Below are 20315 nucleotides of genomic sequence, written 5' to 3'. Positions count from 1 at the left end.
TAAAAACGCCGGCCCCAGAGGACTATGCATAAACAGCATCGAAAATATTCTTCGAATGCATTGGATGCGTGCCGGGCAGAAGCTTTAAATGATTTTTCTTATCCCTCAATCATCTTGATTGCGTTTTTATAAGATCAAAAACACATAACGACATCGGCGACAACGGAGGTCCTCCATGGCCCGAATTTCACTTTTGAGCCTCCCGCTCGCGGCCCCCGGCGCCACGCCACGCTGGCCGCTGCGCAGTGAACGGCTATTGCCATGGTTGCTGCCGGTGACGCTGTTGGCGCTGTGGTGGCTGGCCAGCCGCAATCACTGGATGAGCGAGCAGATCCTGCCGCCACCGTCCCTGGTGTGGAGCAGCGCCGTGGAACTGGCCGGCGGCGAGTTGTGGAGCCACCTGGCAATCAGCCTGCAACGCCTGTTCTGGGGGCTGCTGGCGGGCATTGGCGCCGGGGCGCTGCTGGGGGCTTTGCTGGGTTTCAGTGCGCGCGCCGAGCGCCTGGTGTTTCCGACGTTCAGCGCATTGTCGCAAGTACCGACGCTGGCCTGGATTCCCCTGTTCATGGTGTTCTTCGGCATTGGCGAAACCCTCAAACTGGTGGTGCTGGTGAAGGCGATCGTGGTGCCCGTGACCCTGCATACCCTGGTCGGCGTACGCGACGCCCAACCCCAGTTGCGTGAAGCCGCCCGTGTATTGCGCCTGCCCACGTATCTGTTGATCCGTCGCCTGATCCTGCCCGCCGCGCTGCCGGCATTCATGGCCGGTGTACGCCTGGCCCTGGCGGCCGGCTGGACCTCGCTGCTGGCGGTGGAATTGCTGGCCTCCAGCGAAGGCATCGGCTACCTGATGGTGTGGGCGCGCCAGCTGTTCATGCTCGATATTGTCTTCGTGTGCATCGTGGTCATCGGCGTATTCGGCGTGGCGATGGACCGTGGCATTGGCTGGCTGGATCGCAAATGGGTGCACTGGCCCCATCCGGCCACGGCGCAGATTCGTCGCGGGCCGCGCTATCAAGGCTGGCAGCGTTTGCAACCGTGGTTGCTGCCCTTGTTGTTACTGGCGCTGTGGCAGGTCGCGACGCAACAAGGCTGGGTAGACCCGAACATTCTGGTCAGCCCATGGGTGGTGTTGCACACCGCCGTCGCCGGGGTCGTGGATGGCAACCTGAGCGCTGCACTGGGCACCAGCCTGGGGCGAAGCCTGGGCGGGTTGCTACTCGGTGGCGGCCTTGGCTTTGCCATGGGCCTGTGGCTGGGGCTGTCCCGGCGCAGCGAGCGGGTCCTCGGGCCGACCCTGGCCGCCTTGCGCCAGATCGCGATTTTCGCCTGGGTGCCGTTGCTCACTGCCTGGTTTGGCCTGGGTGAGTTGGCCAAGTGGGTGTTCATCGCCCTCGCCGCCTTCTTCCCGCTGTTTATCGCCACCCAACGCAGCGTGCTGAATCTGTCGCCGCAGCTCAACGAAGCGGCGCAGGTGTTGCGCCTGAACCTGCTCCAACGGTTACGACGCCTGGTGCTGCCAGGCGCCGCAGCCGGTATTTTCGCCGGCCTGCGCCTGAGCCTGATCTACGCCTGGCTGGGCACCATCGGTGCGGAATATTTCATGCCGTCCAACGGCGGTATCGGCAGCCTGATGATCGGCGCCCAACAACTGCTGCGCATGGACCTGATCATGAGCGGCATGCTCCTGGTCGGCCTCACCGGCGCGGCCCTCAACCTGATCGGCCAGCGCATCGAAACCCGCGCCACCCGCTGGAGACACGCATGAACGCACCTATCGTCAGCTTCAACCATGTGGGCAAGACCTTTGACGTCGACGGCTTCGAGCTGGAAGCCATCCGCGAATTCAACCTGGAGATTGCCGAAGGCGAATTCGTCGCGATTGTCGGCTCCAGCGGCTGCGGCAAATCCACCCTGTTGCGCCTGCTGGTGGGGCTGGATACGCAGTTTCGCGGCGAGATCCGCGTCGACGGCAAAGCGGTCAACGGCATCGGCGGCGAACGCGGCATCGTGTTCCAGGAGCACCGTTTGTTCCCCTGGCTGACCGTGGCGGAAAACATCGGCCTGGGCCTGGTCAACGAGCCGTTGAGCGAGGCCGAGCGAAACCGGCGCATTGCTGACTTTATCGAACTGGTCGGCCTCACCGACTTCACCCGCGCCTATCCGCACCAACTGTCCGGCGGCATGGCGCAACGGGTGGCGATTGCCCGCGGCCTGGTGGCCAGCCCGCGCATCCTGCTGCTGGACGAACCGTTCGGCGCCCTCGACGCCCTGACCCGCCAGCAAATGCAGGACGAACTCCTGGCGATCCGCGCCCGCGCCAAAATCACCACGGTATTGGTGACCCACGATGTGGAGGAAGCGATTTTCCTCGCCGACCGCGTGGTGGTGATGGAGCCCCGGCCTGGGCGAATCAAGCAGGTGGTGGATATTGCCCTGCCTCACCCGCGCCAGCGCAGCAGTTTCGAATTCCACCAACTGCGTGAAGAGCTGCTGCACGAACTGACCAGCGACGGCCATTACCAGCCGCCCGCGCGCGAACAGATCCGCGACCTGCCACTGGCCTTTATCGCCTGCTGAAAAAACCGCCTGTTAATGAGGAGTGCCTTGATGCCGCAACGTCCCAATTTTCTCGTGATCCTGGCCGATGACATGGGCTTCTCCGACCTCGGCGCCTTTGGCGGGGAAATTTCCACGCCGCACCTGGACGCCCTGGCGCTGAACGGCCTGCGCCTGACCGACTTCCACACCGCCCCCACCTGCTCGCCCACCCGTTCGATGCTGCTGACCGGCACCGACCACCATATCGCCGGTATCGGCACCATGGCCGAGGCGCTGACCCCGGAGCTGATCGGCAAGCCCGGCTACGAGGGCTACTTGAATGACAAGGTGGTGGCGCTGCCAGAGCTGCTGCGCGAGGCCGGTTACCAGACGCTGATGAGCGGCAAGTGGCACCTGGGCCTGACCGCCGAACTGGCGCCTCACGCCCGCGGTTTCGAGCGTTCGTTCTCACTGCTGCCGGGGGCGGCCAACCACTACGGCTTCGAACCGACCTATAACGACGACACCCCAGGCCTGCTCAAATCCACCCCGGCGCTGTACATCGAAGACGACCGGTTCGTCGAGCAGTTGCCCAAGGATTTCTATTCCTCGGATGCCTTCGGCGACAAGCTGCTGCACTACCTCAAGGAGCGCGACCAGACCCGGCCGTTCTTCGCTTACCTGCCGTTTTCGGCGCCGCACTGGCCGTTGCAAGCGCCTGCGGACATCGTCGAGAAGTACCGTGGCCGCTACGACGCCGGCCCCGAAGTGCTGCGCCTGGAACGCCTGGAAAAACTCAAGGCACTGGGGCTGATCGACGCTGAAGTCGAACCCCACCCGTTGATCGAGCTGACCACCCAGTGGGCCGCCTTGACCGACGAGCAGCGCCAGGTATCGGCGCGGGCCATGGAGGTGTATGCGGCGATGGTCGAGCGCATGGACTGGAACATCGGCCGGGTCGTGGATTACCTGCGCCAGCAGGGGCAGTTGGACAATACGTTCATTGTGTTCATGTCCGACAACGGCGCCGAAGGTGCGCTGTTGGAGGCGTTCCCCAAGTTCGGACCGCAGTTGCTCACCTACCTCAACCAACATTACGACAACAGCCTGGACAACATTGGCCGCGCCAACTCCTATGTCTGGTATGGCCCGTCATGGGCGCAGGTGGCGACGGCGCCGTCGCGGTTGTTCAAGGCGTTCACCACCGAAGGCGGGATTCGCGTACCGGCGCTGGTGCACTATCCGCAGTTGTCGCTCAAAGGTCGTATCAGCCACGGGTTCGGTACGGTGATGGACATCACGCCGACCATCCTGGACCTGGCCGGCGTGCGTCATCCGGGCAAACAATGGCGCGGCAAGCCGGTGGCGCCGCTGCGGGGCAAGTCGTGGCTGGGCTTCCTCTCTGGCGAAACCGCCCAGGTGCACGACGACAACACGGTGACCGGCTGGGAACTGTTTGGCCGCCGCGCGATTCGCCAGGGCCAGTGGAAGGCCGTATACATCCCCGGCCCCGTGGGCCCGGCGACCTGGCAGCTGTATGACCTGGGCCAGGACCCTGGAGAAATCCACGACCTGGCCTTGAGTCATCCGGACAAACTCGCCACCTTAATCGGCCACTGGCAACAGTATGTGGACGAAACCGGCGTGGTGCTCAGCGCATCGCCGTTTCAGCCGGATTGAGGCGGGCCTGCGGCCGCGTGGCGGGTTCAAGCCGATTGGCCCGCGCAAACGTACCGAAATCATTGAACCGCACGCCCATCTCAGCCATGACCTTATGCGCCACCTTGGCCGTCATCTGGCGGATGTAGAACGGTTCCTTGACCACAAAATGGTGAATCCCGTGGGTGCTGCCGAAGTTGAAGCAGAACGCCTGCAATGGCCACATCCACCAGGGGTTGAGTACTTGGGTCTGCTGGATCACATTGCCCAGCTCAACATCGCCGTAGTAGTGCATGTTGGAACTGACGAAGTGCAGGCAAAAGGTGCGCAGCACGTTGGGGCCGATGATCACCACGGCCGCGATATCGATCACGTGCATCACCTGCAAGGTACCGGCGGACCAGGCGATCGGCGTGCCCAGCAGGCTGGCGATGCCGTTGGCCGCGTGGAAACCGAGGAATACGTACCACGCGCCCCAATGCAGCAACGCCAGCGGCGCATACACCAGCAGCGAACGCTTGAGGATCTTGAGTTTGTGGTCCCAGGTCTTGGCGCGCAGCATGCGGATAAACGCCGACATCACGTTATCGCCCACCATCAGCAACCGCGCCAAGCCCCAGGGCTCGCCGTTGGTGATGGCGCGTTCCTCCATATCGGTCTCGGTGCCGGAGACCTTGTGATGATTGAGGTGCAGGTGCCGGCGAATCCACGGGTTGATGGTGCTCGGCCGCGCCAGCCAGACCAGGCCCATCATCAAGTTGTGCGGCAGGCGCTGCTTGCGAAAATACATGCTGTGGATCAGGTCGTGTTCCAGCTCGTGGGTCAATGAGGCCAGGAACGCGTTCAGCAACAGGCACACCCACCAGGCCATGACCCCGGTGATGTAGAGCGCCGCCGAGCCGATCATGCCGGCCAAGGCAAACGCCAGTATGCCCGCGCCCAATGCGTCTTGATGCAACAGCCAGGGGTGCTGCTGGCGCAAGCGCACGCCTTCGGCCAGCACCACCTCACGGATATGCGCCGAACGCTGTTGTGCGTTCATCTGCTGGGGACTTGCAGAAGTACCGTCCATGCTTCCATCCTCTTGTTTACTGATGTGTCCATCCTGCCCCAAGCGATCCGGCAGGACGCTAGCCCCGGACGCCAACCTGTTGACCGCAAGCGCCAATCGCCATGACCGAACCGACTTCCCTCGCCAGCTGGACCCGCGCACTGCGCAAGCAGCTCGACGCCCTGGGCCTCGACAGCGCCGCCCTGTGCGCCCAGGCCGGTCTCGACCCCCAGCAGATGGACGACCCCAATGCGCGCTACCCGTTGTCGGCCACCACCCGGCTATGGGAACTGGCGGTGCAGGCCAGCAACGACCCGGCGATCGGCTTGCGGGTGTCGCGGTTTGTCAGCCCGACCACCTTTCATGCGTTGGGCTATGCGTTGGTGGCCAGCGGCAGCCTGCGCGAGGTGTTCGAACGCATCGTGCGTTATCACCAGGTGGTCAGCGATGCCCTGACGCTGGAGCTGAGCCGGGAAGGCGAGCGCTACCGCTTTCGCCTCCTGCAACCGCCGGGCAGCCCGGCGCCGGCGCTGGAAGCCATCGATGCGTTTGCCGCGATCTATGTGCGCACCTGCCGCAATCGCCTGGGCCGCGACTATGCGCCGTTGGCGGTTTACCTACGGCGCCCGGAACCCGCCGACCCCAAGCCCTGGCACACGGTGTTCCGCGCCCCGGTGTTTTTCGGCGCCGAGGAAGACCGCCTCGAATTCGCCGCCAGGGATTTCGACAGCCACCTGGACGATGCCAACCCGGAACTGGCCGAACACAACGAAACCGTGCTCAAACGCACCCTCGCCCAACTGCAACCGCTGACCTGGGAACGCAAGGTGCGCGCGGCCATCGAGGCGCAACTGCCCGATGGCGAGCCGAATGCCGAGCGGATTGCCCAGGCGTTGCATTTGAGTTTGCGCAGTTTGCAACGGCATCTGGCGGACGAGGGGTGTCGCTTTGATGCGTTGCTCAATGAATGCCGGGAAAACCTGGCGCTGCTGCACTTGCGTGATCCGCAGTGCTCATTGGCGGAGATCAGTCATCTGCTCGGGTTTGCTGATACCAGCAGCTTTAACCGCGCGTTCAAGCGCTGGACGGGGATGACGCCGGGGCAGTTTCGGGATGGGTTGCGGTAGGTGGATTTGCGGGGTGGCTGAAGGCCTCATCGGGGGCAAGCCCCCTCCCACAGGGGGACGCATTTCAACTGTGGGAGGGGCGGTGCGACGATTCGACTTGCCCCCGATGGCGATCGTTCGGGCACTACCGTCACGGGATCATTCAGCGGCTCCGATCCCGCCGCAACAGTTTCTTGACCCGCATCACCAGTGCCTTGGCCGCAAACGGCTTGAGCAGGTAATCATCCTCGTGCAATTCCAGCCCGCGCAGGCGATCTTCAATCCCACCCGGCGTGGTCAGGAACAACACCGGCGTTTCGCCCTTCTGCCGAATCGCCTGCTGCAACTTCCAGGCATTCAAGCCCGGCAGCATGACATCCAGGATCACCAGGTCGTACTCCGCGCTTTCGACAAACCGCTGCGCCGCCATGCCGTTGGCCGCGACTTCCACGGTGTAGCCCGCCTCGTTCAAGCCCTGGGCCATCCGCTGTGCCTCTTCGGATTCATGTTCCACTAACAGCACGCGCATAACACACCTCGATTGATCAGGGTTGCAGGCTAACACCCTCAGGTGTGCGCCGCCTCTCGTAGCCGCTGTGCGTCGAGGATTTCGATCTCGCCGTAGCCCAGGCGCACGATGCCCTGGGCTTGCAGGTCCTTGAGCAAGGCATTGGTGGTCTGGCGCGACAGGCTCAACATCGCCGCCAGGTCTTCCTGGGGCAGTTGCAGCACGCGTTTTGACGGTTCCATGTCGCCGTAACCCTCAACGATCATCAACAGCCGGTGGGCCAGGCGGACCGAGGCAGGCATCAGGCTGAGCTGTTCAAGGCCGATAAAACTCAGGCGCAGCTTCTGGCTCATCAACAAGGCCAGGTCACGCCAGTACTGGGGGGACTCCTCGAGGATCTTCAGCAACGCCTGCTGCGGCACCTGCACCAGCGTGCACGGCCCCGTGGCACAGGCGTCGTGGGTGCGCGGCAAGCCGTCGAACAGGCAGATTTCGCCGAACCAATAGGGCGCGCCCACCAGGCTCAACAGCGCTTCCTTGCCGTGCTCGTTCACCGCACTGACACGCAAGGTGCCTTCAAGCACCGCATACAAGCCACAGGGCGGATCACCGCGCTTGAACAGGTATTGTCCCGCCGTCAGCTGCCGCAGCCGGGCACGGGCCAGCAGACTATGCTGGAAAGGTACAGGCAAGTGACTGAACCAGTGACCGACGGCCAGCCGGGCGTGCCATTGCGTCGCATCCATGGGAACTCCGAAGATTGTCGCCCAACTGACAGTTAGTCGCAGGCTGACAGGGCATGATCAAACATCCTACAGGAGGAACAACAATGAAAAGCCTCGTCGACCACCTCAGTCAATACGCCGCCTACCACCGCGACCCGCGCAATATCGCCAGCCACTTTATCGGCATCCCGCTGATCGTGGTGGCCGTCGCGGTGCTGCTTTCACGCCCGGAATGGCCGCTGGCCGGGTTCTGGCTATCGCCGGCCGTCTTGGTCGCGCTGCTGGCGGCGTGGTTTTACCTGCGCCTGGAACTGGCCCTGGGTGTGTTGATGACGGTACTGATGGGGCTGTCAGTGTGGGCCGGGCATGAGCTGGCCGCGCACAGCACGCAGGTGTGGCTCGGCAGCGGCATCGGCATGTTCGTGGTGGGCTGGGTGATTCAGTTCGTCGGGCACTACTACGAAGGCAAGAAACCGGCGTTTGTGGATGATGTGTCGGGGTTGATTGTCGGGCCGCTGTTTGTGGTGGCGGAGTTGGCGTTTCTGCTGGGGTTGCGGCATGACCTGAAGGCGGACATTGAGCAACGCTCGGGCCCGGTGGCGCGCCGCGATCTAAAGCCGAGAGAAATCTAAATGTGGGAGGGGGCTTGCCCCCGATTGCGGTCCTTCAGCCAAGTATTCGTTAGCTGACACACCGCTATCGGGGGCAAGCCCCCTCCCACATTTGGTTCCATTTTCACATTGGGTAGTGCGGAGTTATCACGCTTTTTGCCAGACCTTGGGCTTGAAGAACAGGGTCTCGCCACGGGCCAGGCCGGTCAGGCTGTCGTGGTCTTTCACCACTTCGGCTTCGATCAGCTCGCTTTGGCCTTCAACCTTCAACGTCACCCGCGTGGTCGCGCCCAAGGGGCGGATATCGCGCACTTCGGCGGCGTGGTGGTCTTCCAGCTCATGACGTGACAGCGACACTTCATGGGGGCGAAACAGCACATGCTGGTCTTCACCCAAGTGCAGGCGGTTGGAGTCGCCGAGGAAGTGGTACACAAAATCGCTGGCCGGGTTTTCGTAGACGTCGCCCGGTGAGCCGATCTGCTCGATCACCCCCTTGTTCATCACCACGATGCGGTCGGCGACTTCCATGGCCTCTTCCTGGTCGTGGGTCACGAACACCGACGTCAGGTTGATGTCTTCGTGCAGGCGCGCCAGCCAGCGGCGCAGCTCTTTACGCACCTTGGCGTCGAGGGCGCCGAACGGTTCATCCAGCAACAGCACTTTGGGCTCTACCGCCAGGGCGCGGGCCAGGGCGATACGCTGGCGTTGGCCGCCGGAGAGTTGTTCCGGGTAACGGTCGGCCAACCAGTCCAACTGCACCATGTTCAGCAGTTCGTGGACTTTGGCCGCGATCTGGCTTTCGTTCGGGCGCTGGTTCTTCGGCTTCATGCGCAGGCCGAAGGCAACGTTGTCGAACACGGTCATGTGGCGGAACAGCGCGTAGTGCTGGAACACAAACCCGACATTGCGATCACGCACGTCGTGGCCGGAGACATCTTCACCGTGGAACACGATGCTGCCGGCATCCGGGGTTTCGAGGCCGGCGATGATGCGCAGCAACGTTGTCTTGCCACAGCCGGAGGGGCCCAGCAACGCCACCAGCTCGCCACTCTGGATATCCAGATTGATGCTGTCCAGGGCCTTGAAAGCGTTGAAGTTCTTGCTGACATTACGGACTTCGATCGACATGACTTATTCCTCAGCCGCTGCGGCGCGCAGGCGGTTAATACGGTTCTCGCTCCACTGCTTGAGCAGCAGGATGAAGAGCGCCAGGATCAGCAGCAGGCTCGCCACCGCAAAGGCGGCGACGTGGTTGTATTCGTTGTAGAGAATCTCGACGTGCAGCGGCAAGGTGTTGGTGACCCCACGAATGTGGCCGGACACCACCGACACCGCGCCGAACTCACCCATGGCCCGCGCGGTACACAACACCACGCCGTAGATCAGGCCCCATTTGATGTTCGGCACGGTCACATGCCAGAACATCTGCCAGCCATTGGCGCCCAGCAGGCGCGCGGCCTCTTCTTCCTGGGTGCCCTGTTCCTGCATCAGCGGGATCAGTTCACGGGCGACAAAGGGCACGGTCACGAAGATGGTCGCCAACACGATGCCGGGCAAGGCGAACACGATCTGGATGTCATGCGCCTGCAACCAGGGCCCGAAGAGGCCCTGGGCGCCGAACATCAATACGTAGACCAGGCCCGCAATCACCGGCGAGACCGAGAACGGCAGGTCGATCAGCGTCACCAGGATGCTTTTGCCACGGAACGAGTACTTGCTCACGCACCAGGCGGCACTGACGCCGAATACCAGGTTGAGCGGCACCGAAATCAACACGGCGATCACCGTGAGTTTCAACGCGGACAACGCGTCCGGTTCAAGGATCGCGGTGAAAAACGCACCGAGGCCGTTCTTCAAGCCCTGGGATACCACGATAAACAGCGGCAGCAACAGGAACAGGAAGAACACCAGCCAGCCCAGGCCGATCAGGATGCGCCGGGAAACAGCGCTGCCACGGCGGGCTGCGTTGGCCGAGGCTGCAGCGGAAATAGACGATTGGGACATGTTCCGCGCCTCCTTATGGACGTTCGATGCGCCGCTGCAACAAGTTGATCAGCAGCAACAGGACAAAGGAAACCACCAGCATCAGCACGCCGATGGACGTGGCGCCGCGGTAGTCGTATTGGTCGAGCTTGACCATGATCAGCAGCGGCAGGATCTCAGTCTTCATCGGCATGTTGCCGGCGATGAAAATCACCGAACCATACTCACCGACACCCCGGGCAAACGCCAGGGCGAAGCCGGTCAGCCAGGCGGGCAGCAACGCGGGCACGAGGATGTAGCGGAACACCTGCAACGGCTTGGCGCCCAGGCAGGCGGCGGCCTCTTCGACTTCCCGGGGGATATCGGCGAGCACCGGCTGCACCGTGCGCACCACGAAAGGCAGCGTGACGAAGGTCAGCGCCAGGGTGATGCCCAACGGGCTGTAGGCGATCTTGAAACCCAGGTCGGCGGCGAACTGACCGACCAGGCCAGTCGGCGTGTACAGCGCGGTCAGCGCAATACCGGCCACGGCGGTGGGCAGGGCGAACGGCAGGTCGATCATCGCGTCGATGATCTTGCGGCCGGGGAAGGTGTAGCGCACCAGCACCCAGGCCAGCAGCGTGCCGATCACACCGTTGATCAGCGCGGCGTACAACGCGGTGCTGAAGCTCAGTTTCAACGCCGCCAGCACACGGGGTGCGGAGATGATGTTCCAGAACTGATCCCAGGTGAGTTGAGCGGCATGTACAAACATCGCCGCGAGGGGGATGAGTACGATCAGGCTGAGGTACACCACGGTGTAGCCCAGCGTCAGCCCGAAGCCGGGTATGACGGGGGAAATACGACGCGACATAAGAGTCCTTGGTTAAAGGTAGAAACCACTGTAGGAGCGAGCTTGCTCGCGAAGAACTCAAGGGCACCGCGTTCATTCAGAATGCCCGCGTCATCATTGACGATCTTCGCGAGCAAGCCCGCTCCTACAGGTACTTTGGCTTACTGCGCCGTGTAGATCTGGTCGAACACGCCACCGTCGTTAAAGAATTTCGGTTGGGCAGTTTTCCAGCCGCCGAAGTCTTTGTCGATAGTCACCAGGTCCAGTTTCGGGAACTGCTGGGCGTATTTGGCAGCCACTTTTGCATCGCGTGGGCGGTAGAAATTCTTGGCTGCAATCTCCTGGCCAGCTGGGCTGTACAGGTGCTTCAGATATTCAGTGGCGATTTCGGTGTTGCCCTTTTTCTCGGCGTTCTTGTCGACCACGGCCACTGGCGGCTCGGCGAGGATCGACAGGGAAGGCACGACGATATCGAACTTGTCGGCGCCGCCGTCTTCTTTCAGCGCCAGGAACGCCTCGTTTTCCCAGGCCAGCAACACGTCACCCTGACCGTTGTTGACGAAGGTAATGGTCGAACCGCGAGCCCCCGTGTCCAGAACCGGTACGTGCTTGAACAGCTCTTTCACGTATTCCTGGGCCTTGGCTTCGCTGCCACCGGCCTTGAGGCCATAGGCCCAGGCGGCGAGGAAGTTCCAGCGCGCACCGCCGGAGGTTTTCGGGTTCGGAGTGATCACCGACACATCTTTCTTGATCAGGTCGCCCCAGTCCTTGATGCCTTTGGGGTTGCCCTTGCGCACCAGGAACACGATGGTCGAGGTGTATGGGGTGCTGGCGTCCGGCAGGCGAGTCTGCCAATTCTCCGGCAGGGTCTTGCCCAGCTTGGCGATTTCGTCGATGTCACCGGCCAGGGCCAGGGTCACCACGTCGGCGCGCAGGCCGTCGATCACGGCCCGGCCTTGCTTGCCCGAACCACCGTGGGATTGCTGGATCTTGACGTTGTCGCCGGGGTGGGACTGTTTCCAGAAGGTGGTGAACTCAGCGTTGTAGTCCTGGTACAGCTCACGGGTAGGGTCATACGAGACGTTGAGCAACTCGTAGTCCTTGGCAACGGCGGAACCGGCAAACACGGCACTGGCCAAGGCGGCCAGGGCATAACGGCGAATCGACGACATAGAAGCTCCTGAAATTCTGGGGGTGTTGGCTTTTTCTTATAGTTGCGGGTCTATCGCCGTTCTTGCCTAGCTCGGTTTGTTCCCCGGGTTCTGCAGACGGAATTTTTCCTTGCGTTCGATCTGTACCACTTGGGCGTTGTGCACCGTGATTTCCACCGCGCCAAACCGCAGATCGCGCAGGGCGCTCTGGATCTCACGCAAAATGGCTGCTTCGTCCTGGCCGTCGACGCTACGTAGAGATGCGCTCATGGTCTCGCTCCTGAAATGAATAGTGCCTCGCAGTGGCGGCACTGCTTGCGGCGTGAGGGCGATAGTAGATAAGCGCGGATATTCTTAAAAATACTATTTAAGAATGTTTATATAACCAGAAAGAATTTTCTGACAGGACGCGGGGTTGCGCGAGGGTTTTGCGCCCGAGCGCCGAAATAACGCCTTGTGAAGTTCCGAATGTGGGAGGGGGCTTGCCCCCCGATATAGGTGGGTCAGGTACAGATAAGCTGACTGTCACACACCGCCATCGGGGGCAAGCCCCCTCCCACATTTGACTGCATTTCAGGTCTGGATTGGCGGGGCGCGCTGCCAATCAATATCCTGCGCCGGCATTGGCCGCCCAAACCAATACCCCTGCCCCATATCGCAGCCTTGCTCCAACAAGAACCGGGCCTGCTCCACCTGTTCAATGCCCTCGGCATGCACCTGCATGCCCATGCTTTTGGCCAGGGCGATGACCACCCGCACAATCGCGGCGTCATCTTCGTCCCACGGCAACCCGGCAACAAACCCCTGGTCGATCTTGAGCTTCTGCACCGGCAGGCGCTTGAGGCGCAACAACGAGGAATAGCCAGTACCAAAGTCGTCGATGGCCAGGCGCAAGCCCAGTTCGCGCAGGCGGTGCAGTTGTTCCAGCGCCACTTCAGGGTCTTCCATCACTGCGCTCTCGGTGACTTCCAGCTCCAGAAAGGCGGGGTCCAGGCCAGTGGTGTGCAGCACCTGCGCCACTTGCTCATACAACTCGCGTCGGGCGAACAGGCGGCTGGAGACATTGATGGCGATAAAGCTCAGTTGCACGCCATCGGCCAGCCACTGGCACATTTGGCGACAGGCCTGGTCCATGACCCAGGCGTCGATATCGGCGATCAGCCCGGTCCGTTCGGCGATGGGGATGAACTCGACCGGCGGCACCAGGCCGCGCTCCGGGTGTTGCCAGCGCACCAGCGCTTCGACACCGATCAGGCGGCTGCTGTGCAGATCATGCACCGGCTGGTAGTAGACGCGCAGCTCTTGCTGTTCGAGCGCGCGGCGCAGTTCGCTGGCGATTTCCACCCGGTTCTGCGCGTGGGCGGTCAGCTCTTCGGTGTACAGGGCGTAACCTTCGCGGCCCACGCTCTTGGCCTTGAACAGCGCGGAATCGGCGTTGCGCAGTAACTGTTCGGCGCTCAGGGCATCACTGGGGAACAGGCTGATACCGATGCTTGCACTGATAAACAACTGATGGCCGTCGAAGATGAACGGCTCCCGCATGGCATCGAGTATGCGTTGCGCCAGCGCGGCGGCCTGCACCACCTGTGGACAACTTTCCACCAATACGGCGAACTCATCCCCACCCAGGCGTGCCAGGGTGACACCCGGGCCAAACAGACCTGCAAGGCGTTCACTGACCTGCTTGAGCAGTTGGTCGCCGACGTTATGGCCGAGGCTGTCGTTGATGATCTTGAAGTGGTCCAGGTCAAGCAACAGCAAGGCGCAGCCGCGCTTGTGGACTTGCGCCGAGGCCAGTGCCTGCTCGGCGCGGTCGGTGAACAACAGGCGGTTGGGCAGGCCGGTCAGGGGGTCGTGGTGGGCGAGGTGGGCCAGTTCGTGCTCGGAATCCTTGATCGCGGTGATATCGGAAAACACCGCGACGTAATGGCTGAGCTGGCCGTGATCATCATGGATCACACGGATGGTTTGCCACTGTGGATAAATTTCGCCGCTTTTGCGCCGGTTCCAGATTTCGCCACTCCATTCGCCGGTTCGCTCCAGGGTCTGGAACATCTGTTGATAAAAACTCGACGAATGGCGCCCGGACTTGAACAGGCTCGGTTGCTGGCCCATGACGTCTTCGCGCCGATAGCCGGTGATCGCCATAAAGGCGCGGTTCACATGCACGATCAGCCCACGGGCGTCGGTGACCAGTACGCCTTCACGGGTGCAATCGAATACAGCAGCCGCCTGGCGCAGGCGCTCGCGGTTTTCTTTCAGGGGCTGGGCAAGCAGATTGGCCCGGGCAAAGCGTGCGCAAATCAGGTAGATCGCCAGGGCACTGAGCGCCACCCACACATAGCCGCGCACCTGCAGCCATTGGTTCAGCTCGCTGGGATTATCGAGAAACTCGATCAATACCCGTTGAGTGAGCCCAACCCACAGCATCGAAACCAGCAGATATACCAACCCGGCACGGCGGGCGCCTCGGTATGAAAACAGCATATGGTTAGTAGTCCTTACTAAAAAGCCAGATTCGCCCTACAAAGGCTGCGGATTATAGAATAAGAAACATCCAGTCACTCCTATCTGAAAGGGTGGCTGGTTTTCTCTGTAGGCTTAGTGATAATGCGTGAGCTGTTTTTTTCTTTATCTGAGGGCCATACAGCCTATGTGGTACAACGGTTTTCTTGACTTGTCGGCCTGGCAACTGGTGGCAGTCACTCTGTTGATGACCCACGTGACCATCGTTGCGGTCACCGTCTATCTGCACCGCTATTCAGCCCATCGCTCCCTGGAGCTCAATGCCGGCCTGAAACACTTCTTCCGCTTCTGGCTGTGGCTGACCACGGCGCAGAACACCCGCGAGTGGACCGCTATCCACCGCAAGCACCACGCCAAATGCGAAACCGTCGACGACCCCCACAGCCCGGTGATCAAAGGCCTGTCCACCGTACTGCGCAAAGGTGCCGAGCTGTACCGGGCCGAGGCGGAAAACCCCGAGACCCTGCGCATCTACGGCAAGAACTGCCCGGACGACTGGCTTGAACGCAAGCTCTACACGCCGTACCCGTTGCTGGGCGTGGCGATCATGGGCGTGATCGACCTGCTGCTGTTCGGCACCATCGGCATCACCATCTGGGCGATCCAGATGATGTGGATTCCGTTCTGGGCCGCCGGCGTGATCAACGGCCTCGGCCATGCCATCGGGTACCGTAACTTCGAATGCCGCGATGCGGCGACCAACCTGGTGCCATGGGGCATCATCGTCGGTGGCGAAGAGCTGCACAACAACCACCACACCTATCCCAATTCCGCCAAATTGTCGGTGAAAAAGTGGGAGTTCGACCTGGGTTGGGCATGGATCAAGGTGTTCAGCTTCCTGCGCCTGGCCAAGGTACAGCGCGTGGCACCGATTGCCCACCGCGTGGAAGGCAAGGGCCACCTGGACATGGACACCGCCATGGCGATCCTCAACAACCGCTTCCAGATCATGGCCCAGTACCGCAAGCTGGTGATCGGCCCACTGGTCAAGCAGGAGCTGGAAAAGGTCGATCACTCGGTGCGCCACCAGTTCCACCGCGCCAAGCGCCTGCTGTCGCGGGAAACCAGCTTGCTGGATGACCGCCATCACCTGCGTATCCAGAGCATGCTGGAACACAGCCACGCGCTGACCGTGATCTACGAAAAACGCCTGGCACTGCAGCAGATCTGGCTCAAGACCAGCTCCAATGGCCACGACATGCTGGCGGCAATCAAGGAATGGGTGCATGAGGCAGAGGCCAGTGGTATCCAGTCCCTGCGCGATTTTGCCCACCAGCTGAAAACCTATTCGCTTCGCCCTGCGGCGGTCTGATGATGCGGGGGGAGGGGCTTGCCCTGCCCCGCAATCACTTTTTTGACGTCATTCTCCAGACACGCGCTAATCCGTCCTAATCGCCCCTGATGACGGAACTTCGCTGCAATTCGTCCCTCTCAAACAACACTTCGCCATCATGGTGGCCCCTTGTTGTGACCGCTGCTGAATCCTGCGGCGCGCCCAGAGAGAGTTGTGCCGATGGTCCACGAAAAACCCTACCTGTCCGATCCGCCCACCACAGAGCCGCCCCGACCCACAGCGGCGGCGACCTTGCTGGCGCTCATGCATGCCCAGGGCGAAGTCGAACGGCTCAGTGAGCGCGAGCAATTACTGAGTTCACTGCTGGTCAGCGTAAACGCCGTGCTGTGGGCCGTCGATTGGCAGACGCGCCGCGTGCTGTACGTCAGCCCGGCCTATGAGCGGATATTTGGACGCCCGGCCGGCCTGCTGCTCGCCGACTATCGGGAATGGCGCAACAGCATTCACCCCGAAGACCTCGACTACGCCGAATACAGCCTGGCCCGCGTGCTGGACCACGGCGCCGTGGAAGACCGTGAGTACCGCATCATCACCGCCGACGGGCAAATTCGCTGGTTGAGCGACAAATGCTACATCAACCAGCAGGTCGGACCGGGCGAACCGGTGATCGTGGTGGGCATAGCCGAAGACATCACCGAAAAGAAGCAGCTGGAGATGGAATTGCACCGGCTGGCCACCACCGACGTGCTGACCCAGAGCAGCAACCGCCGGCACTTTTTCGAATGTGCCAAGCAGGCCTTCGACAGCGCCCGCGCCCAAGGCGCGCCGCTGGCGTTCCTGTTGCTGGACATCGATGATTTCAAGGACGTCAACGACACCTACGGCCACCTGGAGGGCGACCAGGTGCTGCGCCGCATCGCCGAGAGCGGTCGAGGCGTATTGCGCCGTGGCGACCTGTTCGGGCGCATTGGCGGTGAAGAGTTTGCCGCCGTACTGCCTGGATGCGCACCGGAGATGGCGTTGCAAGTGGCCGAACGCCTGGGCAAAGAGATCCAGGCCCTGAATTTCAGCTACGAAGGCCAGGCGTTCACCGTGACCGTCAGCCAGGGCCTGGCCAGCCTCACCGACGAAGATTCAACCCTGGACAGCCTGTTCGCCCGCGCCGATGCGGCGATGTACGAAGCCAAGCGGCAGGGCAAGAATCGCGTGGTTGCGGGTTAGAAGATCAGATCAAGGATTAAAACCTTTCCTTAAACGAGCGTATTTTTGTGGCGCGCGAGCTGTTGTGGCAAGCGGGCTGTTGTGGCGAGCGGGCTTGCCCCGCGTTGGGGCGCGTAGCGGCCCTAAAACCAGTCTCCCGGTTCTACCAGAAGAAATGCGGTGGCCTTATTGGGGCTGCTGCGCAGCCCAACGCGGGGCAAGCCCGCTCGCCACAGGGGGTTCAGTTTGCTGCGCGACAGCACTCAGTCAGCTATTCAGCAGGACCTCCCACACTTGAATGTCATCGCTCTCTAGGCCTTGCGCAACCGCATCAGCTCCGACAACCCCACTTTCAGCAAGCGTGCCGTTTTACTCCTGGCCAACTCTTCCAACCCTTCTCGCTCGGTCAAGCGCGCCATTTGCGCGGCCAGGTGCACCACCAGCGCATCCCGGGCATACACCCCACCCTCCAGGGAATAGATCGCGGCGATCAGTTGGCGCAGCTCCAACGGCAAGCGCCAACGTGCGCGCAGTGCCGAGCCATAGGCGGCACCAAACGTGTACAGGGACTCGCCGATGGCTTCGTCATCCAGGGCTCCGCCGCCCTGGCGCCAGTCTTCCAGGCAGCGCAGCAAGGCCAGGTCGCCCAGCCGATGCAGGGTACCGGCGCTGTAGCAACGCTCGTGGTCCAGTTCCAACATGCGCGCCAGGCGCCGGGCGTAGTCGGCGGTGTCCTGGGACACCTGCCAGTAGCGCTCGGCGTAGGCCACCAGGGCTGGGTCGCCCAATACCACATTGTGCTTGAGCGCCAGGCCGAGGATCAGGTTCATGCTTTGCCCGGCCGCCAGTTTGTGCAGGGCTGCCGCCAGGGTTTGCACGGGCGTGCCGTGATGGCCGGCACTGTTGGCGGCGGCGATCAGTACGGCGGTAATCTGCGGGTCCATGCGCACCTGGTCTTCCAGTTGCTTGAGGTCCAGGCCCTCAGGCCCAAGGCTGTGCTGCACGGCCGCCCTCACATCGACCCGCAACGGCGCACCCTCGCAGGCGTCGCGGCGACGTTCGAGGAACGCCGGCAAGGTCATGCCCGGCGTCAGCGCCGGCACTTCGCAATACACGCTTTCGCCTTCGTTGAGCAGCAGGTCTTGCAGGCGCTGGGTCAGGCCGTCCAAGTTCAGGGGCTTGGTGAGATAGGCCGTGGGCGCCAGGGGCAAGGCTTCGCGTACGCTGGCGCTGTCATTGCGACTGCTCAGCAGAATGAAGGGCAGCACGGGCGAGCGGCGCTGCTGGCGTACGTCGCGCAGCAGGCTCAGGCCATCGATGCCCGGCAGTTCCCAATCCGCCAGGATCAGGTCGTAGTGTTTTTCGCGCAGCAACGTGGCCGCGTGCTGCCCATCGGCACACACATCCAGCCGCGCGTCACAGCGCACATTCAGCAAGACTTGCTTGAGCAGATCCCGCGACCAAGGGTCCGCCTCGGCAATCAGCACACGGGGTACAGCGGGTAAAACAACAGCAGTCATCTGCACGCTCCATCGGCAATGCCTGCAACCTTAGTCAATGCCGCCGCCTGCGTACAATGAACAACGCCTGAATGTGCTGCCTCGGGCACAAAAAAACCCGCCGAAGCGGGTTTCTTTACGAACAGGCCAGCTTCCGATTACAGCTCGGAGAAGCACTCTTCGATGATCGCCAAGCCTTTGTCCAGTTGCTCGTCCGGCGCGGTCAGCGGCACCAGGATGCGCAACACGTTGCCGTAAGGGCCGCAGGACAGCAGGATCAAGCCCTTCTCACGCGCCTTGGCCACCACGGCGGAGACGGCAGCGGCGTTTGGCTTGTGGGTGTCGCCACCTTCGAACAGCTCGATCGCGATCATGGCGCCCAGGGCACGCACGTCGCCGATCACCGGGTACTTGGCCTGGATGGCCTTGAGGCCGGTGACCAGACGTTCGCCAAGGGCTTTGCAGCGATCCAGCAGGTGCTCTTCTTCGAACACTTCCAGCACGGCCAGGGCCGCGGCGCAGGCGATCGGGCTACCCGCGTAGGTGCCACCCAGGCCACCTGGGGCGATGGCGTCCATGTACTCGGCCTTGCCACACACACCGGCCAGCGGGAAACCGCCGGCGATGGATTTGGCGAAGGTGGTCAGGTCGGCAGTGACGCCCATCTGTTCCATGGCGAAGAAAGTACCGGTACGGCCGGCACCGGTTTGCACTTCGTCGGCGATCAGCAGGATGCCGTGCTTGTCGCACAGTTCACGCAGGCGCTTCATGAAGGCTTTAGGCGCGACGTAGAAACCGCCTTCGCCCTGCACTGGCTCGATGATGATCGCAGCGATGTCACGCGGCTCGGCATCGTTCTTGAAGATGCGCTCGATGCTGGCGATGGAGTCGTCGACGCTCACGCCGTGCAGCTCGTTCGGGTACAGCGCGCGGAAGATGCCACCTGGCATCAGGCCCATGCCGGCCGAGTAAGGCACGACTTTACCGGTAAGGCCCAGGGTCATCATGGTACGACCGTGGTAGGCGCCAGTGAACGCGATGACACCGGCACGGCCAGTGGCGGCGCGGGCGATTTTCACCGCGTTTTCTACCGCTTCGGAACCGGTAGTGACCAGCAGGGTTTTCTTGGCGAAATCACCTGGGACCTTGGCGTTGATTTTTTCGCACAGCTCTACGTAGGGCTCGTAGGCCAATACCTGGAAGCAAGTGTGGGTCAGCTTGTTCAGCTGCTCGGTCACGGCCGCGATGATTTTCGGGTGCACGTGGCCGGTGTTCAGCACGGCGATACCACCAGCGAAATCGATGAACTCGCGACCTTCAACGTCGGTCACGGTGGCGTTCTTCGCGGATTCGGCGAAGATCGGGTGAATCTGGCCAACACCGCGCGGTACAGCGGCTTCGCGGCGTTTCATCAGGGAAGCGTTGGTCTTGCTCATAAAGTCCTCATTCGCCACTCATCGGGTGGCGTGGTCCAAGGAATACGTGGCGGGGAGGCAACTACGGCAGCATGCGATGATCGACTGCCACAGCTTTCCCGGCCACTACGAATAACGATGTGAAACACGCAAAGGGTCAGCGCTCTCGTGCCCTTTGCGTTTACTGCAATCCCTTGCCGGGCTTATCCCTTAC

The 20315-nt window shown here is 62.0% G+C and carries 18 protein-coding genes; 7 read left to right on the top strand and 11 right to left on the bottom strand.

Going from position 1 to position 20315, the window contains the following annotated elements:
• Positions 1-175: 175 nt before the first annotated feature.
• Genes AB7933_RS02560 through AB7933_RS02550 form a run of 3 tightly spaced genes read left to right on the top strand, consistent with a single transcriptional unit; the run spans position 176 to position 4221 of the window.
• Complete coding sequence (locus AB7933_RS02560; RefSeq protein ID WP_093235402.1) at positions 176-1768, top strand: ABC transporter permease; 1593 nt, start codon at positions 176-178, stop codon at positions 1766-1768.
• Positions 1765-2580 (top strand): ABC transporter ATP-binding protein, encoded by an 816-nt coding sequence (locus AB7933_RS02555; RefSeq protein WP_024072751.1) that lies wholly within the window; start codon positions 1765-1767, stop codon positions 2578-2580. The genes AB7933_RS02560 and AB7933_RS02555 overlap by 4 nt, the downstream gene beginning before the upstream one ends.
• Positions 2581-2610: 30 nt before the next feature.
• Positions 2611-4221: an arylsulfatase gene (locus tag AB7933_RS02550; protein ID WP_024072750.1), complete on the top strand. Its 1611-nt coding sequence runs from the start codon at positions 2611-2613 to the stop codon at positions 4219-4221.
• Here AB7933_RS02550 and AB7933_RS02545 read toward each other — a convergent pair.
• Positions 4193-5272 carry a fatty acid desaturase gene (locus AB7933_RS02545; protein WP_024072749.1) on the bottom strand — a complete coding sequence of 360 codons (1080 nt, stop codon included), beginning with the start codon at positions 5270-5272 and terminating at the stop codon, positions 4193-4195. The two genes, AB7933_RS02550 and AB7933_RS02545, sit on opposite strands and share 29 nt — an antisense overlap.
• 101 nt (positions 5273-5373) lie before the next feature.
• Between AB7933_RS02545 and AB7933_RS02540 the strand changes: the two genes are divergently transcribed.
• Complete coding sequence (locus AB7933_RS02540; protein WP_024072748.1) at positions 5374-6378, top strand: AraC family transcriptional regulator; 1005 nt, start codon at positions 5374-5376, stop codon at positions 6376-6378.
• A 142-nt stretch (positions 6379-6520) separates the two neighbouring features.
• Here the strand turns inward: AB7933_RS02540 and AB7933_RS02535 are convergent, their stop codons facing one another.
• A complete protein-coding gene (locus tag AB7933_RS02535) occupies positions 6521-6886 on the bottom strand; it encodes a response regulator (protein ID WP_024072747.1) in 366 nt (121 codons plus the stop codon).
• Positions 6887-6924: 38 nt separating this feature from the next.
• Positions 6925-7611: a Crp/Fnr family transcriptional regulator gene (locus AB7933_RS02530; protein WP_024072746.1), complete on the bottom strand. Its 687-nt coding sequence runs from the start codon at positions 7609-7611 to the stop codon at positions 6925-6927.
• Positions 7612-7694: 83 nt separating this feature from the next.
• Between AB7933_RS02530 and AB7933_RS02525 the strand changes: the two genes are divergently transcribed.
• Positions 7695-8222: a DUF962 domain-containing protein gene (locus AB7933_RS02525; protein ID WP_024072745.1), complete on the top strand. Its 528-nt coding sequence runs from the start codon at positions 7695-7697 to the stop codon at positions 8220-8222.
• A gap of 126 nt (positions 8223-8348) precedes the next feature.
• Here the strand turns inward: AB7933_RS02525 and AB7933_RS02520 are convergent, their stop codons facing one another.
• The 6 genes from AB7933_RS02520 to dibA form a co-directional block, all read right to left on the bottom strand.
• Entirely contained in the window at positions 8349-9329 is a 981-nt protein-coding gene (locus AB7933_RS02520; protein WP_024072744.1) for a sulfate/molybdate ABC transporter ATP-binding protein, read from the bottom strand.
• 3 nt (positions 9330-9332) lie between these two features.
• Entirely contained in the window at positions 9333-10205 is an 873-nt protein-coding gene (cysW, locus tag AB7933_RS02515; protein ID WP_024072743.1) for a sulfate ABC transporter permease subunit CysW, read from the bottom strand.
• A 13-nt stretch (positions 10206-10218) separates the two neighbouring features.
• Positions 10219-11037: a sulfate ABC transporter permease subunit CysT gene (gene cysT / locus AB7933_RS02510; protein ID WP_024072742.1), complete on the bottom strand. Its 819-nt coding sequence runs from the start codon at positions 11035-11037 to the stop codon at positions 10219-10221.
• A gap of 140 nt (positions 11038-11177) precedes the next feature.
• A complete protein-coding gene (locus AB7933_RS02505; RefSeq protein ID WP_024072741.1) occupies positions 11178-12188 on the bottom strand; it encodes a sulfate ABC transporter substrate-binding protein in 1011 nt (336 codons plus the stop codon).
• Positions 12189-12254: 66 nt separating this feature from the next.
• Positions 12255-12437 (bottom strand): sulfur starvation response protein OscA, encoded by a 183-nt coding sequence (oscA, locus tag AB7933_RS02500; RefSeq protein WP_003170956.1) that lies wholly within the window; start codon positions 12435-12437, stop codon positions 12255-12257.
• Between the two features lie 303 nt (positions 12438-12740).
• Positions 12741-14654, bottom strand: coding sequence for a phosphodiesterase DibA (gene dibA / locus AB7933_RS02495; RefSeq protein WP_024072740.1), 1914 nt, complete (start codon positions 14652-14654; stop codon positions 12741-12743).
• Between the two features lie 166 nt (positions 14655-14820).
• On the opposite strand from dibA, the gene desA reads away from it, so the two are divergent.
• Together desA and AB7933_RS02485 are read left to right on the top strand one after the other, a co-directional pair.
• Positions 14821-16005, top strand: coding sequence for a delta-9 fatty acid desaturase DesA (desA, locus tag AB7933_RS02490; RefSeq protein WP_024072739.1), 1185 nt, complete (start codon positions 14821-14823; stop codon positions 16003-16005).
• Between the two features lie 201 nt (positions 16006-16206).
• Positions 16207-17208: a GGDEF domain-containing protein gene (locus tag AB7933_RS02485; RefSeq protein WP_024072738.1), complete on the top strand. Its 1002-nt coding sequence runs from the start codon at positions 16207-16209 to the stop codon at positions 17206-17208.
• A 290-nt stretch (positions 17209-17498) separates the two neighbouring features.
• On the opposite strand, the gene AB7933_RS02480 is transcribed toward AB7933_RS02485, so the two are convergent.
• A complete protein-coding gene (locus AB7933_RS02480) occupies positions 17499-18707 on the bottom strand; it encodes an HDOD domain-containing protein (RefSeq protein WP_024072737.1) in 1209 nt (402 codons plus the stop codon).
• 137 nt (positions 18708-18844) lie between these two features.
• Positions 18845-20122 carry a 4-aminobutyrate--2-oxoglutarate transaminase gene (gabT, locus tag AB7933_RS02475; protein WP_024072736.1) on the bottom strand — a complete coding sequence of 426 codons (1278 nt, stop codon included), beginning with the start codon at positions 20120-20122 and terminating at the stop codon, positions 18845-18847.
• Positions 20123-20315 lie beyond the last annotated feature (193 nt).

This window comes from Pseudomonas gorinensis (assembly GCF_042015035.1).
Lineage (GTDB): Bacteria > Pseudomonadota > Gammaproteobacteria > Pseudomonadales > Pseudomonadaceae > Aquipseudomonas > Aquipseudomonas gorinensis.
The sequence above is the reverse complement of the archived record's forward strand: the minus strand, read 5'-3'. Positions and strand labels throughout refer to the sequence as shown.

What these genes read in the sequence shown, in the direction of transcription:
- cysT (WP_024072742.1), bottom strand. Translation starts at nt 11,037, where the DNA reads ATGTCGCGTCGTATTTCCCCCGTCATACCCGGCTTCGGGCTGACGCTG.
- AB7933_RS02535 (WP_024072747.1), bottom strand. Translation starts at nt 6,886, where the DNA reads ATGCGCGTGCTGTTAGTGGAACATGAATCCGAAGAGGCACAGCGGATG.
- AB7933_RS02485 (WP_024072738.1), top strand. Translation starts at nt 16,207, where the DNA reads ATGGTCCACGAAAAACCCTACCTGTCCGATCCGCCCACCACAGAGCCG.
- oscA (WP_003170956.1), bottom strand. Translation starts at nt 12,437, where the DNA reads ATGAGCGCATCTCTACGTAGCGTCGACGGCCAGGACGAAGCAGCCATT.
- AB7933_RS02550 (WP_024072750.1), top strand. Translation starts at nt 2,611, where the DNA reads ATGCCGCAACGTCCCAATTTTCTCGTGATCCTGGCCGATGACATGGGC.
- AB7933_RS02525 (WP_024072745.1), top strand. Translation starts at nt 7,695, where the DNA reads ATGAAAAGCCTCGTCGACCACCTCAGTCAATACGCCGCCTACCACCGC.
- AB7933_RS02560 (WP_093235402.1), top strand. Translation starts at nt 176, where the DNA reads ATGGCCCGAATTTCACTTTTGAGCCTCCCGCTCGCGGCCCCCGGCGCC.
- AB7933_RS02545 (WP_024072749.1), bottom strand. Translation starts at nt 5,272, where the DNA reads ATGGACGGTACTTCTGCAAGTCCCCAGCAGATGAACGCACAACAGCGT.
- AB7933_RS02555 (WP_024072751.1), top strand. Translation starts at nt 1,765, where the DNA reads ATGAACGCACCTATCGTCAGCTTCAACCATGTGGGCAAGACCTTTGAC.
- cysW (WP_024072743.1), bottom strand. Translation starts at nt 10,205, where the DNA reads ATGTCCCAATCGTCTATTTCCGCTGCAGCCTCGGCCAACGCAGCCCGC.
- desA (WP_024072739.1), top strand. Translation starts at nt 14,821, where the DNA reads ATGTGGTACAACGGTTTTCTTGACTTGTCGGCCTGGCAACTGGTGGCA.
- AB7933_RS02480 (WP_024072737.1), bottom strand. Translation starts at nt 18,707, where the DNA reads ATGACTGCTGTTGTTTTACCCGCTGTACCCCGTGTGCTGATTGCCGAG.
- dibA (WP_024072740.1), bottom strand. Translation starts at nt 14,654, where the DNA reads ATGCTGTTTTCATACCGAGGCGCCCGCCGTGCCGGGTTGGTATATCTG.
- AB7933_RS02520 (WP_024072744.1), bottom strand. Translation starts at nt 9,329, where the DNA reads ATGTCGATCGAAGTCCGTAATGTCAGCAAGAACTTCAACGCTTTCAAG.
- AB7933_RS02530 (WP_024072746.1), bottom strand. Translation starts at nt 7,611, where the DNA reads ATGGATGCGACGCAATGGCACGCCCGGCTGGCCGTCGGTCACTGGTTC.
- AB7933_RS02540 (WP_024072748.1), top strand. Translation starts at nt 5,374, where the DNA reads ATGACCGAACCGACTTCCCTCGCCAGCTGGACCCGCGCACTGCGCAAG.
- AB7933_RS02505 (WP_024072741.1), bottom strand. Translation starts at nt 12,188, where the DNA reads ATGTCGTCGATTCGCCGTTATGCCCTGGCCGCCTTGGCCAGTGCCGTG.
- gabT (WP_024072736.1), bottom strand. Translation starts at nt 20,122, where the DNA reads ATGAGCAAGACCAACGCTTCCCTGATGAAACGCCGCGAAGCCGCTGTA.